Below are 12,650 nucleotides of genomic sequence, written 5' to 3'. Positions count from 1 at the left end.
ACGAAGGCTCACCACACCCAGACGGACATGTCGTCCGGTGGGTAGCGGTCGCAGATCGCGGTGGTGCGCGCCGCGACCCCCTTGTTGTTGAAGAAGATCTTGGCCCAGTTCGGCCAGTTCCAGGCCAACTGCTCGTAGAAGGCGTTGGTGGCCGTGTCCTCCGAGTAGGCCCGTCTGCCAGCGTAATCCATCGAGAAGAACCAATGGATCCGATCCTGGGCCGCCTGTTGTACGTCGGGTGACTTGTTGTTGTAGTCGGTCATATACCGCTCGTAGTAGACCGGTTCGACGTCGCGCGCCGCCGCCAGAATCTGTTCGGCGGTGCACGAGGTCCGCAGGATGTGGTTGGGGATCGGATAGTCGTCGGTGGCGTCGGCCCTACTGACCGCCGCTATGGCAACCCCGATCGCGAAGGTCAGGGCGAGCAGCACGGCCAGCACACCGATCTTGTGCATGGCATCGTGCAGTCGGCTAGCGGGCCGCATCGGTGATCCGGGCGAACTGTTCCGGGCAATAGGTTCGTACGGCTGCGGCCAGGAACTGCCAGGCCTGTTCGGTCGTGGTGCCTGGTGCAAGGTTGTTGTGGACGAAGACTGCAGAGGCATTGGCATCCTTGTCGATTCCGCGGTCGGCACGTTTGCAGGTGATCTTGCCGATCCAGGCGTTGTAGTCCCGCTGGCCGTAGATGCCGTAGGTGTGCAACTCGGCGGCAAAGTCGGTGTCCGGGTCGGCGGCTGCAGGAGCGGCCAGCAGCATCGACACCACGGGTACTGTCAGGAGCACTTTCCACGACCTCATACGGGAACTCCTACCGCCGGATCGGTCTGGACCGCGGGCACTTTCGGCCACGGTGACGGTATCGGCCGCACCCTGATCCGCTGCGGCCACCAATACCACCGGCCCAACAGGGTGGCGACCGCCGGCGTCGTGAACGTCCGCACGATCAAGGTGTCGAAGATCAGCCCGAGACCGATCGTCGTGCCGACCTGTCCGATGACGCGCAATTCGCTGACGGCCATCGTGATCATGGTGAACGCGAACAGCAGGGCCGCCGCGGTGACCACCGAACCGCTGCCACCGAGAGTGCGAATGATGCCTGTCCTGACCCCCGCTCCAACTTCTTCCTTGAGTCGCGAGACCACCAGGAGGTTGTAGTCGGCACCGACGGCCAGCTGAATGATCATTGCCATCGGGAGCACCATCCAGTGCAGTTCCAGCCCGAGCACGTGCTGCCACAGCAGGACTGAGATGCCGAAGGATGCGCACAGTGACATCGCCACGGCACCGACGATCACGCCGGCGGCGATGATGGCCCTGGTGATGATGAGCATGATCAGGAAGATCAAGCCCAGCGCGGCAATGCCGGCGATCATCAGGTCGTACTTGGTGCCGTCGGCCATGTCCTTGAAGGTCGCCGCGGTCCCGCCGAGGTAGATTCGCGATCCCTCCAGCGGGGTGCCCTTCAGGGCTTCCTTGGCCGCCTGCTTGATGGCGTCGACCTTCTCGATCCCCTCCGGCGACAACGGGTCACCCTCATGGGCGATGATGAACCGCACCGCATTGCCGTTCGGCGAGATGAACTGCTTGATGCCGCGCTTGAAGTCATCGTTCTCGAACGCATCCGGCGGCAGATAGAACGAGTCGTCGTTCTTGGCTGCGTCGAATGCCTGGCCCATCGCTTCGGAGTTCTGTTGCATCTCGGTCATCTGCTGCTGCATGCCGTTCTGCGTCTGGTAGACGGTGAGCATCATCTGCTTCATCGACTTCATCGTGTCGATCATCGTCGGCATCAGCGCAACCATCTGCGGCATGAGCGCATTGAGCCGCTCCATGTCCGGGATCAGAGACTGGATGCTGTCGGTCATGGTGTCGATGCCGTCGAGCGCGTCGAAGATCGACCGCAACGCCGAGCAGACCGGGATGTCGTAGCAGTGCGGCTCCCAGTAGAAGTAGTTGCGCAGGGGGCGGAAGAAGTCGTCGAACGCCGCCAGTTGATCACGGACCTGGGCCAGCGTGATCGACATGTCCTTCATCTTGGTCACCATGTTGCTGGTGGTCTGCGCCATCTGGACGGTGATGGACTGCATCTTCTCCATCGAGTCGATGTTGGTTTGCATGTCGTTGGCCTGCTTGAGCATGTCAGCCGTCCGATCGCCCTGGTACTGCTCGTTGAGCTTGTTCAGCAGGCCCTGTTGAGATAGCGCGTAGGGGATGGTGGTGTGCTCGATGGGTTGGCCGTCCGGACGCGTAATCGTCTGCACCCGACCAATTCCCGGTACCCGGAACACCGCCTTGGCCACTTTGTCGATGACCAGGAAGTCCGCTGGGTTCCGCAGGTCATGATCCGTTTCGATCATCAGGATCTCCGGGTTGAGCCGCGACGGCGAGAAGTGCCGCTCGGCCGCCGCGTAGCCCTGGCTGGACGGGATGCTGTCGGGTAGATACTTGCGATCGTTGTAGCTGGTCTTGTAGCTGGGCAGCGCAATCAGTCCGATCAATGAGATCGCCAGCGTCGCAATCAAAATCGGGCCGGGCCATCGCACGACCGCGGTGCCGACCTTGCGCCAGACCCGGGATCGCAGCGCACGCTTGGGGTCGAGCAGACCGAATTTGCCGGCCACCACCACCAGCGCGGGCGTGAAGGTCATGGCCAAGGTGACCATGACGATCATGCCGATGGCCAGCGGAACCCCCAGCGTCTGGAAGTACGGCAAGCGGGTGAAGCTCAGGCAGAAGGTGGCACCGGCGATCGTCAGACCGGACCCGACGATCACGTGGGCCGTGGTGCCGAACATGGTGTAGTAGGCGGACTCTCGATCTTCGCCGAGGCTGCGGGCTTCCTGGTAACGGCCGATCAGGAAGATCGCGTAGTCGACGGCAATCGCGATGGCCAGTGTCACGACCAGGCTGGTGGCGAAGGTCGAGAGCCCGATGATGTTGTGGTAGCCCAAGAAGGCGATGGCTCCGCGGACGGTCGAGACGCTCAGTCCGAGCATCGCCATGATCAGCAGGGTGGTGGCAATCGAGCGGAAGTAGAACAGCAGGAAGACCAGGATGACCACCATGGTCAGGGCCTCGACCGAATGCATGCTGCTGTGGCCGATCTCCTGCTGCTCGGACGCTAGTGCGGCACCACCGGTGACGTACGCCTTGACGCCCGGCGGTGCCGGGGTTTGGTCGATGATCCGGTGCACCGCTGCCACCGAATCGTTGGCTTTCGCCTCGCCCTGGTTGCCCACCAGGTTCACCTGGGCGTAGGCGGCCTTGCCATCACCGCTCTGGACACCGGAGGCAGTCAGCGGGTCGCTCCAGAAATCCTGGACGTGCTCGACGTGGGCGGTATCGGCCCGCAGGGCCGCAATGAGTTTCGCGTAGTAGTCCCGGGCCTCCTGGCCCAGTTTGTCCTTGCCTTCGAGCACGATCATCGCCGAGCTGTCCGAGCTGTATTCCTCGAACACCTGGCCGATCTTCTGCAGCGCCACTGCGGCCGGTGCGCCCTTGGGGCTCATCGACACCGAGCGCATCTCGCCGACCTTCTCCAGCTGCGGCACCGAGACGTTGAGGAACACGGCCAGCGCGATCCAAGCGAGGATGATCGGGACGGCGAGTTTGCGCATGACCAGGGCAATGCGGCCGAAGTGTGCGCTCTGGTACCTCGGCACGGGGATTTCCTCGGTCGCCGCGTCGGTCACGGCGTCCGCCCGATGGGCGCTCATGCCGACTTCACAATGCAGTAGGTCTGGGCGTTGTAGCCGTCGACGGTCCGTTCGACGCGGAGCTTCTCGTCGACGTAGACCCGGCAGCCGAGTTCGTCGGCATTGCCCTGCGCGACCAGCGTTGCCGACACCGAAGCGTCCGTGGTCGACAGCGTCAGCGACCACGGCAGCGGGACGCTGCTGGCGCGCTGGGGCATCGCATCGAGGTCGATGTAGTTGACATCGGCAACTGCCCCCGGTGGTCCGAACACTTCGTAGCGGACGACCTTCGGCGTGAACCTCTTGGCGTCACCGGCGAAGTTCGTCGGCGCCACCATGACGGGGTCGGAACCGAAGATCCCCCGGATGCGGCCGACGGCGATGCCTCCGACGACGACGACGATCACCATCACCAAAGGCAGCCATGCCCGTTTGAGCAGTCCCATCCCGACCTCTTCCCGCACCGGCCTATTCGGCGCTCGCATATGCCGTACGACTGGCTCAACTTATACTGTCGGTATAACTATTCTCAATGTCAGAGTATGAGTTGTGAGCGGCGCAACGAGAAACTCCCGTAGTGGCGGAGGTCATAGCTGGGGAGTGGGTAGCCTGCACGTAGAGGAGGGTTCGGATGGCAAAGCCGGTGGCTGCCCGCGGGTTCGCGCGCGAGCGCGTGCTGGAGGCTGCCCTGGAGCTTTTCGCCCAGCACGGCGTGCGGGGGACCTCGATCCAGATGATCGCTGCGCGCCTGGGTGTCACCAAAGCCTCTGTCTACTACCAGTTTTCGTCCAAGGACGACATCGCCCTCGCGGTCGCCCAACCGCTCTTCGACGACATCGCCCACATTCGCCGCATCGCCGACATGCTGCCTTCGGCGCAGGCGCGTCGTGACATCGCGTTCAGCGGCCTGATCGATCTGGTCATCCGGCACCGTGCCGTCGCACACGTCTTCTACGGCGACCCGGTGATCCACGAACTGCTCGACACCCACGCCGATCTGCGCGAGGCCGTCGATGCGTTCACCAACCTGCTGCTGGGCCCGCAGACCGACGACACCGAGCTGGTCGCGATGACCTTGCTGATCGCGGGTGTCTACGGTTGCGCCGCCGACTCACGGCTCGGCGCCCTCAGTGAGAACGAGCTGCGGGACAAGCTCCAAGAGGTCGTCAAGAAGTTCACCGCGGCACTCTGAGCCGCACTGGCCCGAGCGCCCGGGTCAGCGCACCGTGACGTGAACGTGGTTGAAGTGGTTGGCCACGCGCCACATGGTGTAGGACACCCCGAACCGTTCGGACTGGCTCTGCACGTCGGCGTTGATCGCATCACCGAGCGCCATATCCGAGCCGATCATGATGTCGATGGCATGCCCGCTCGGGTGGTCCGGCAGCGGATCGGCACGCACCCCGCCGATGGACTGCACTCCCGGGTACGTCGCGATGATGTACGCCGCGAGCGTCCGGGCGTTGGGAACCAAGCCGTTCATCCCGACGGTCGGGATCGCTCCCCCGGGACCCAGCAGCGCCTGCTGCGCCTCGGGCAGCGAGTAGTAGGTGGCCCGGACCAGCCTGACCTGGGTGTCGAGCTCGGATTGCTTGGTCTGCAGATCGGCGCGTAACGCCGTGGCGGCGTCGGCAGCCGTTTTTGCGGCGGCCGCCGATTCGGCCGACGCCGCCTGAAGGGTCTCGGCCCGCCGGTTGGCCTCCCGGAACGCCCGCAGGTGTGCGGACAGGTCGTCGGTGATCGCCCGCTGGAAAGCGAGCTGGTCGATGAGCAGCTGCGGCGAGGCTGCGCTGAGCAGGGCACTCGCACTGTCCGTGCGCCCACCCACATAGATCGCGGCGGCCGCCTTGTCCACGACCTCTTGGTAACCGGCGAGCTGAACTCTGGTGGCTTCCAGTGCGGCGAGGTCGTCGGCGTGCGTCCGGTCCGCCTCGGCCTGCACCTGCAGCTTCTTGTCGAGATCCAGTTGTGCGGCCGCAACGGTCTCCATCATCTGCTGGGCCTGCTTGGTCAGATCGTTGAGTTTGGCGAGGTCGTCCACCTCGGGCTCGGCGACGGCGGTGCCTGCCGACACCACGCACAACGTCGTCACGATCGCGATCAACATCGTGATCAACACAGAAGGCGGGTGAAACTTCACGACTGCGCATCCCCTGACTGCCGTCGACGTCGTGGACGTCGTACTGCCGGCTCACGTGCCTCAGGTCTCGGCAAGGTTACGAAACGCTGTGGATGTTGTCCAACCGCAGGCGATTACCGGACTACGAGTACCGGACAGTCGGCGTGGTGAACGAGGTTCTGGCTGACCGATCCCAGGATGGTGTCGGCCCATCGGCCGCGGCCGTGGCTGCCGACGACCACCAACTGCGCTTCCCGAGACAGTTCATTGAGGCCCTTGGCGGGGCTGGTGTCCTGGAAAAGCGTGGTCACATGGGCATTCGGGTGCTGCCGGAGCAACGGTTCCACCATGTCGTCGACCCGCTGGCGCTGTTGGCTTTCCAGGACCTGCAGCAGCGGCCAGTCCATGTTTCCCTCGCCGCCGAGATCACCCATCCCCACCGCCGCGTCGAGTTCCCACATGTGCGCCAACGTCAGTTGGGCGTGCAGGGTGCGGGCGATGTCGAATGCCTCGGCCAGGGCACGGCTCGAGGCGTCCGAGTCATCGACGCCGACGACGACGGGCAGTGGCTTACCGGTCCGCTTGGCGACCGGAGCTCGCCAGACCAGCACCGGACACTGCGCCCGATGGGTGATCCGTACGACGTGTCCGCCGAGTATCGGCGGGTCAGAGGAACCCGAGCCGACGGCAAGCAAACGGGACGATTCCGAGCTGTCTGCCAGCGCCGAGGCCACCGCTCCCCTGATCGCGGTGGTGCGGACCTCCAGATCGGGATGCGTGGCACGGACGGCCGCTGTTGCGTCGGACAGGGCCTGTTCACCGTTGGTACGGCCGGAGCTCACGTCCAGCCGCGACGTCGCGTGCACCAGTTCGAGCGCGAGGCCGCGCGCGACGGCGAACTCCGCGGCCCACTGTGCGGCGCCCAGGGCGGTGTCGGAGCCGTCTATTCCGACGGCGACGGGCCGTGAGTTGGGCTCGGTGGTCATCCGTCGAGACTATTGCGGCCGTCGGCCGCGCCTACAGTGTGGCGATGACTACTTCGGGTTTCACCGTGCCGGCCGACGGTGTGCTCATCGCCGACGGCGGTCTGGCCACCGAACTCGACGCCCGCGGCCACGACCTGTCCGACGATCTGTGGTCGGCGCGGCTGCTCGCCGAAGCGCCCGACGAGATCGTCGCGGTCCATGAGTCGTTCTTTCGCGCCGGGGCCCAGTTCGCGACCACGGCCAGCTACCAGGCGTCCTTCGAGGGTTTCGCCCGGCAGGGAATCGACCGGGCGCAGGCCGAGCGTCTGATGCGCAGCAGCATCGAGTTGGCCGCCTCCGCACGCGACGCGGCCGCACCCTCGGGGTGGGTGGCGGCGTCGGTCGGACCGTACGGGGCGATGCTCGCCCACGGCGAAGAGTACGTCGGGCGTTACGGGCTGACCGTTGCCGAGCTGACCGATTGGCACCGGCCGCGGCTGGAGGTCCTGCTCGCCGCGGCGCCCGACGTCCTGGCGCTGGAGACCATCCCCGACAGCGACGAAGCCCAGGCAGTGGTCGGGTTGGTGCACGAGTACCAGGCGCCGGCGTGGCTGAGCTACACCATCGACGGTGACCGGACCCGCGCCGGACAGCCTTTGGACGAGGCATTCGCCGTCGCCGCCGGGGTGCCCGAGATCGTCGCGGTCGGGGTCAACTGCTGTGCACCCGCCGACGTCCTGGGCGCGGTCACCACCGCTCACCGAGTGACCGGTAAGCCGGTGATCGTCTACCCCAACAGCGGTGAGGTCTGGGACGGGGAGAACCGGGTGTGGATCGGCAACCCTGGCCTCGACACGGCACAGGCGGCCTCCTGGGTGGCTGCCGGAGCTCGGATCGTCGGCGGCTGCTGCCGGGTACGGCCGGCCGATATCGCGGCGATGGCGACGACGATCGGGACGACGATCGGCGACTTTCCCTCAGCGTGATCGGGATGACCTCACGCCACATGGTCAGCCTGTAGTTTCTTTACGCGCCCGCAAACAATGCGGCGGACGAGGTAGCGAGAGGGTCGGCGTGTTCACAGGACAAAACAACGGGCAGCGCTGGTGGCAGACCGCAGCAGTCGTCGCCGTCGCCGCAAGCCTGGCGTTGTCGGGCTGCTCCAAGAGCCCCGAGTCGACGTCGGGCACCTCGGCCGGACCGACCAACTCGACCACCACCGTCGCACCGCAGAAGGTCGAGGACATCGCCGCGACCGTGCCCGAGAACATCCGGAAGTCCGGCAAGCTCGTCGTCGGCGTGACCATCCCCTACACCCCGAACGAGTTCAAGGACTCCGACGGCAAGATCGTCGGCTTCGACGTGGATCTGATCAACGCTGTCGCCGGGGTCCTCGGTCTGACCCCCGACTACCGCGAATCCGACTTCGCCAAGATCATCCCGTCCATCGAGGGCGGCACCTTCGACGTCGGCATGTCGTCGTTCACCGACACCAAGGAACGCGAGCAGCAGGTGGACTTCGTCACCTACTTCTCGGCAGGTAGCCAGTGGGCGCAGAAGGCCGGTGCGGGCATCGACCCGAACAACGCCTGCGGCAAGAAGGTGTCGGCGATGGCGGCCAGCACCCAGGTGACCGACGAGCTGCCGGCCAAGAGCAAGGCGTGCGTCGCCGCCGGTAAGCCCGAGATCCAGATCCTCACCTTCGACGGCCAAGACGCCGTCACCAACGCCGTCGTGCTCGGGCAAGCCGACGCCATGTCGGCGGACTCCCCGGTCACCGCGTGGGCGATCAAGCAGAGCAAGGGCAAGTTGGAGTCAGCCGGCCCGGTGTTCGACTCGGCCCCCTACGGCTGGCCCGTGAAGAAGGGCTCACCGCTGGCGCAGTCACTGCAGAAGGCGCTGGAGCACCTGATCGCCAGCGGCGACTACAAGACCATCGTGTCGAACTGGGGTCTCGAGGAAGGCGCCATCGCCAAGCCCGTCATCAACGGGGCGATCAACTAGGGCGCGTAACAGGGCTCGGTACCGGGGGTGTAGTACGGCAGGCCGGTCGGCGAGATGCAGGGCTGCTCGCCGGGGAATGCCGGGACCAGTGAGTAGGCATAGGTTTCGGGGAATCCGTAGCGAACCCAGTCCCCCGCGACTGCGTCAGCCGTTCCGACGGCCACCGCGCCGGCCACGGCGTCACCGGCGATGCCCGGGGTGCAGCCGCCGACGGTGACATGCCGGCCGCCGACGTCGCCGCACACGTCGGCTTGGGCAGTCGGGGTAATGGCCGCGGGCACTGCCGAGAGGGCAGCCAGGCTCAACAGGATCGTTGCAGTTCTCTTCGACATGCCGCGATTATCGCGGACAAATTGACGCCCGTTACAGCGTTTGGTGATGACTTCCGCCGTTGTGGGCAGTCTGCATGTGAACGGAACTACTTCGGCGCCAGGAGGTCCCCATGCGTCCACTGCGGTATTCCATCAACGTCACGCTGGACGGGTGTTGCGACCACCGAGCCGGCATCGCGGACGAGGAAATCCACCGGCGCGCCGCCGAGCATCTGCGCCGCGCCGACGCACTTCTGTTCGGCCGGGTGACCTACCAGATGATGGAAGCGGCCTGGCGGTTACCGCTGCAGTCCCCGATGCCGGACTGGACGTTGCCATTCGCCAACACGATCGACGCGGCCAGAAAATATGTCGTCTCCTCGACACTGGATCAGGTCGACTGGAACGCCGAACTCGTCGAGGGTGATCTGGGTGAGGCGGTGCGCGAGCTTAAATCCCAACCGGGTGAGGGGCTCTACGTCGGCGGAGTGCTGCTGCCGCTGACGTTGGCGGAGATGGGGTTGATCGATGAATACGAGATCATCGTGCATCCTCGGTTCTGGGGTCGCGGACCAGCGTTGTTCGCCGGGCTGGCCCAGCCCCTGGACCTCGAGCTCGTCGACCGCTTCGAGTACGCGTCGGGCGCGGTGGCGTTGTGCTACGTACCGAAGCGTTAGGCGCGCAGTGCCTTGGCCAGTTCGCCGAAGGCGTCCACCCACTTGCCCATGTCAGCATCGGTGTGCGCCAACGACACCAGCCACTGATCGTCCATCCCCGGCGGGGTCAGCACACCACGGTTGATGCCCCACAGCCAGCCCAGCTCGGCGACCTCGAAGTCGGTGCTCAGCTTGTAGTCGCGGTAATTGCGGATCGGGGTCGGCGACCAGGTGATGGCGCCCTTGACACCGAAACCGACTGTGTGAGCTGGCAACTCGTATTCGCGGATGATGGCGTCCATCGCCTCCATCGCGTTGTCGTTGACCTGCTCGGCCGACGCCAGCGCCTGCGGGGTGGCGATCTCGTCGACCGCGGCGGCCGCGGCCATACATAACGGGTTGCCGTTGTAGGTGCCGAAGTGGGCCATCCGGTTGTCGACGACGACCTGCATGACTTCGGCCGTGCCGCCGAAGGCCGCCAGCGGCAGGCCGCCACCGATCGACTTGGCCAGCGTGATCAGGTCCGGCTTGACGCCCAGCCGCGAAGCCGCACCGCTGGCGCCGGCAGTCAGGCCGGTCTTGACCTCGTCGAAGATCAGCAGCACATGGTGGGCATCGCACAGAGCACGGACACCGGCGAGGTACCCGGCATCGGGCAACACGATGCCGAGGTTCTCGATCACCGGCTCCATCACGACGCAGGCGACGTCCTTGCCATGGGCGGCCAGCGCCCGTTCCATCTGGCCGAGGTCGTTGTAGGCCACCGTGTGCACCACGCCTGGCTCGACGTCGAACGGCACCTGCGGAATCGGGTTGTCCGCGGGACCGATGTCGGCCAGATCGGGCTTGACCGACACCGACAGCCCGTCGTAGCCGCCGTGGTAGCCGCCCTCGATCTTGATGATCGCCTTGCGGCCGGTGTAGGCCCGCGCCGTACGGACCGCATACATCGTCGACTCGGTGCCGGAGTTGGTGAACCGCAACATGTCCAGACCGAAACGCTGCTTGAACTTCTCGGCGACATCGGTCGAGACCGGTGACGGCGTCACGAACAGCGTGCCGATGTCGTCCAGGCTTTCCTTGACCTTGGCGACCACCGTGGGGTTGAGGTGGCCGACGAGCATGGCGCCGAACCCCATCGACAAGTCCAGGACCTGGCGGTCGTCACAGTCGGTGACGTAGGCGCCGCGCGCGGATTTGACGCCCATCGGGTAGGGATCCCAGTACTGGAAGCTGCTGGTCACACCCAGCGGCAGGGTCTTGCTGGAGCGGGCCGCGTGGTCGGCCGAGCCCGTGGTCGTGGCGGTATAGCGCTCCCACTCCTTGGCCATCAGCGCCGAAACCCGGGCCGGGTCGAGCGGGGTGTAGGAAGTGGGAAGCTGTCGCCAGCCGGCGGGATCGTGGGCAGGAAACGCCGTAGCCGCGTCTGTCGTTTGGCTCATCCGAAAAAACCACCTTCACCAGTCGTACGTCCTCGCGGAAGCCTAACCCGACCAGGCTGCCTACCCGGCGGCTTCACGCTCTTCCCCGCAGGCATGGGGAATGCGGCCTTCCCATGGCACCTGGCTAGCCGGTGCTCAAGACGGCCTGCTGGAAATGGCGGCACGCCAGCAGGGCGAGCTCGACGTCGATGCGGTCATCGACGATGGGTCGCCCCCTGCGTTCGACCGCCTTGGCCACGCGGTAGCGCACCGAGTTGGGGTGCAACATGAGCTGTTCAGCGGCGGCCGTGTAGCTCGAACCGCGCTGCAGGAAGACCTGCAATGTTTCCCGCAGGCGTGCATCGGATTCGGTGTCAGCCGCCAACGGGCCCAGAGTGTCATGCACCCATCGACTGGTGTTGGCGATGTTCTCGCTCAGCAGAGCCGCGACGGCAACACCCGGATCGCCGGCGGTGGTGATGCGTGGCGAGGACGGCGCCGCGGCGGCGACCCGGCGGGCATCGCACGCCCGATGGTGCGACCTGCGGAAGCCGGCCAATCCACCGTCGACGGTACCCAGCGCAAGGTGTATTGCGGGATAAGTATTTTCGGCGAGAGCGCGGACCGCACCGACGGGGTCGGACAGGCCCGGGTGGATCGGCAGCCAAGCCCACGCGCTGACTCTGTCTTCGGCCATGAACAGCGGGGTTCCGTGCAGGTGCAACGCCTCGGCCGCCGCGCGGGTGAAGCGCTCCAAGCGCAGTAGCTCATCTCCGGCGAGGCCGCCCTCGTCGGTCCACCCGATCAAGGCCAGATGCATACCGCGCAGCGGATAGCCCAGGGCGCGCTCGGCACTGTCGAGATCGATGTCGTCGTCGTTGTCGAGCAACTCCCGAATCCGCACGGCACGAACGCTGTTGCGGTGTTCCAGCCAGCGCTCACGTTCCGTCTCGTAGGTGTCGGTCACCTGCTGGGAGATCCAGTCGATGTATTCGAACGACGTGGTGGAGATCGCGTCGTAGACCAGCAGGCCGAGGTCCTGTTCGAGGTCGATGTCGCGAATCTCTTTGAGGACTCGCGCCAGCATCTCCTGCTGCCCCAGCCGATAGGCGCGCACCAGGGCACTTACGGCAATTCCGTGCTGCGCCACCCGCCGGGCGTACTCGAGTGCCGCCGTCGGCGGTTCGACGCGTTCGATGTCGATTCCGTAGCGGATCACGGTCAGCACCGTCTCGACGTTGCCGGCGACACTGGAGCGCAGCAGCTCGAGCAACTGCGGGTCGGTGCGCAACTCCCCGATGTCGGTGATAATCCGGCGCTGGATCAGCCCGACGGGCTCGGCGAGGTTCTCCAGGAGCCGGTCGACGACGAGCGCGACGGTGGTCGTAACGTCCCCGTTGTATCCGGAATCCACCATGCGGCTCAGGATAGACCCGGGATAGGGGCGCAGCTCGGTGTCCTTTTGTATTCTCGATACAA

Annotated in this window: 13 protein-coding genes; 4 read left to right on the top strand and 9 right to left on the bottom strand. The window is 65.5% G+C overall.

Annotation, left to right across the window (positions count from 1 at the left end; all coding sequences use genetic code 11):
• Window positions 1-8 precede the first annotated feature (8 nt).
• From G6N35_RS19985 to G6N35_RS19970, 4 genes are read right to left on the bottom strand one after another with little or no spacing between them, the layout of a single operon-like run.
• Window positions 9-485 (bottom strand): DUF5078 domain-containing protein, encoded by a 477-nt coding sequence (locus tag G6N35_RS19985; protein ID WP_407664563.1) that lies wholly within the window; start codon window positions 483-485, stop codon window positions 9-11.
• Entirely contained in the window at window positions 472-798 is a 327-nt protein-coding gene (locus G6N35_RS19980) for a DUF732 domain-containing protein (protein WP_163805810.1), read from the bottom strand. Before G6N35_RS19980 ends, G6N35_RS19985 begins: the two co-directional genes overlap by 14 nt.
• On the bottom strand, window positions 795-3,716 hold the full coding sequence (locus G6N35_RS19975) for an MMPL/RND family transporter (protein WP_163805809.1): 2,922 nt from the start codon (window positions 3,714-3,716) through the stop codon (window positions 795-797). Before G6N35_RS19975 ends, G6N35_RS19980 begins: the two co-directional genes overlap by 4 nt.
• Window positions 3,713-4,141: an MmpS family transport accessory protein gene (locus G6N35_RS19970; protein WP_163807806.1), complete on the bottom strand. Its 429-nt coding sequence runs from the start codon at window positions 4,139-4,141 to the stop codon at window positions 3,713-3,715. The genes G6N35_RS19975 and G6N35_RS19970 overlap by 4 nt, the downstream gene beginning before the upstream one ends.
• A gap of 185 nt (window positions 4,142-4,326) precedes the next feature.
• On the opposite strand from G6N35_RS19970, the gene G6N35_RS19965 reads away from it, so the two are divergent.
• Entirely contained in the window at window positions 4,327-4,887 is a 561-nt protein-coding gene (locus G6N35_RS19965; RefSeq protein ID WP_163805808.1) for a TetR/AcrR family transcriptional regulator, read from the top strand.
• A gap of 24 nt (window positions 4,888-4,911) precedes the next feature.
• Here G6N35_RS19965 and G6N35_RS19960 read toward each other — a convergent pair whose 3' ends face one another.
• Together G6N35_RS19960 and G6N35_RS19955 are read right to left on the bottom strand one after the other, a co-directional pair.
• Window positions 4,912-5,802 carry a VldE C-terminal domain-containing protein gene (locus G6N35_RS19960; RefSeq protein ID WP_220098514.1) on the bottom strand — a complete coding sequence of 297 codons (891 nt, stop codon included), beginning with the start codon at window positions 5,800-5,802 and terminating at the stop codon, window positions 4,912-4,914.
• A gap of 146 nt (window positions 5,803-5,948) precedes the next feature.
• Entirely contained in the window at window positions 5,949-6,800 is an 852-nt protein-coding gene (locus G6N35_RS19955) for a universal stress protein (protein WP_163805806.1), read from the bottom strand.
• 44 nt (window positions 6,801-6,844) lie between these two features.
• Here G6N35_RS19955 and mmuM point away from each other — a divergent pair, with 44 nt between their 5' ends.
• Together mmuM and G6N35_RS19945 are read left to right on the top strand one after the other, a co-directional pair.
• Window positions 6,845-7,765, top strand: coding sequence for a homocysteine S-methyltransferase (gene mmuM, locus G6N35_RS19950; RefSeq protein ID WP_163805805.1), 921 nt, complete (start codon window positions 6,845-6,847; stop codon window positions 7,763-7,765).
• Window positions 7,766-7,853: 88 nt separating this feature from the next.
• Window positions 7,854-8,783 carry an ABC transporter substrate-binding protein gene (locus G6N35_RS19945; RefSeq protein WP_163805804.1) on the top strand — a complete coding sequence of 310 codons (930 nt, stop codon included), beginning with the start codon at window positions 7,854-7,856 and terminating at the stop codon, window positions 8,781-8,783.
• Here the strand turns inward: G6N35_RS19945 and G6N35_RS19940 are convergent.
• Window positions 8,780-9,115, bottom strand: a complete 336-nt coding sequence (locus G6N35_RS19940; protein ID WP_163805803.1) for a hypothetical protein — start codon at window positions 9,113-9,115, stop codon at window positions 8,780-8,782. The two genes, G6N35_RS19945 and G6N35_RS19940, sit on opposite strands and share 4 nt — an antisense overlap.
• Window positions 9,116-9,225: 110 nt before the next feature.
• Here G6N35_RS19940 and G6N35_RS19935 point away from each other — a divergent pair, with 110 nt between their 5' ends.
• The gene (locus tag G6N35_RS19935; RefSeq protein ID WP_163805802.1) at window positions 9,226-9,771 is read left to right on the top strand and encodes a dihydrofolate reductase family protein; all 546 of its coding nucleotides are present in this window, start codon (window positions 9,226-9,228) and stop codon (window positions 9,769-9,771) included.
• Here G6N35_RS19935 and G6N35_RS19930 read toward each other — a convergent pair.
• Both G6N35_RS19930 and G6N35_RS19925 read right to left on the bottom strand, forming a co-directional pair.
• On the bottom strand, window positions 9,768-11,192 hold the full coding sequence (locus tag G6N35_RS19930) for an aspartate aminotransferase family protein (RefSeq protein WP_163805801.1): 1,425 nt from the start codon (window positions 11,190-11,192) through the stop codon (window positions 9,768-9,770). The genes G6N35_RS19935 and G6N35_RS19930 overlap by 4 nt on opposite strands.
• Window positions 11,193-11,316: 124 nt before the next feature.
• Entirely contained in the window at window positions 11,317-12,588 is a 1,272-nt protein-coding gene (locus tag G6N35_RS19925) for a PucR family transcriptional regulator (protein ID WP_179967392.1), read from the bottom strand.
• Between the last annotated feature and the right edge of the window lie 62 nt (window positions 12,589-12,650).

The organism is Mycolicibacterium anyangense (assembly GCF_010731855.1).
GTDB lineage: Bacteria > Actinomycetota > Actinomycetes > Mycobacteriales > Mycobacteriaceae > Mycobacterium > Mycobacterium anyangense.
The sequence above is the reverse complement of the archived record's forward strand: the minus strand, read 5'-3'. Positions and strand labels throughout refer to the sequence as shown.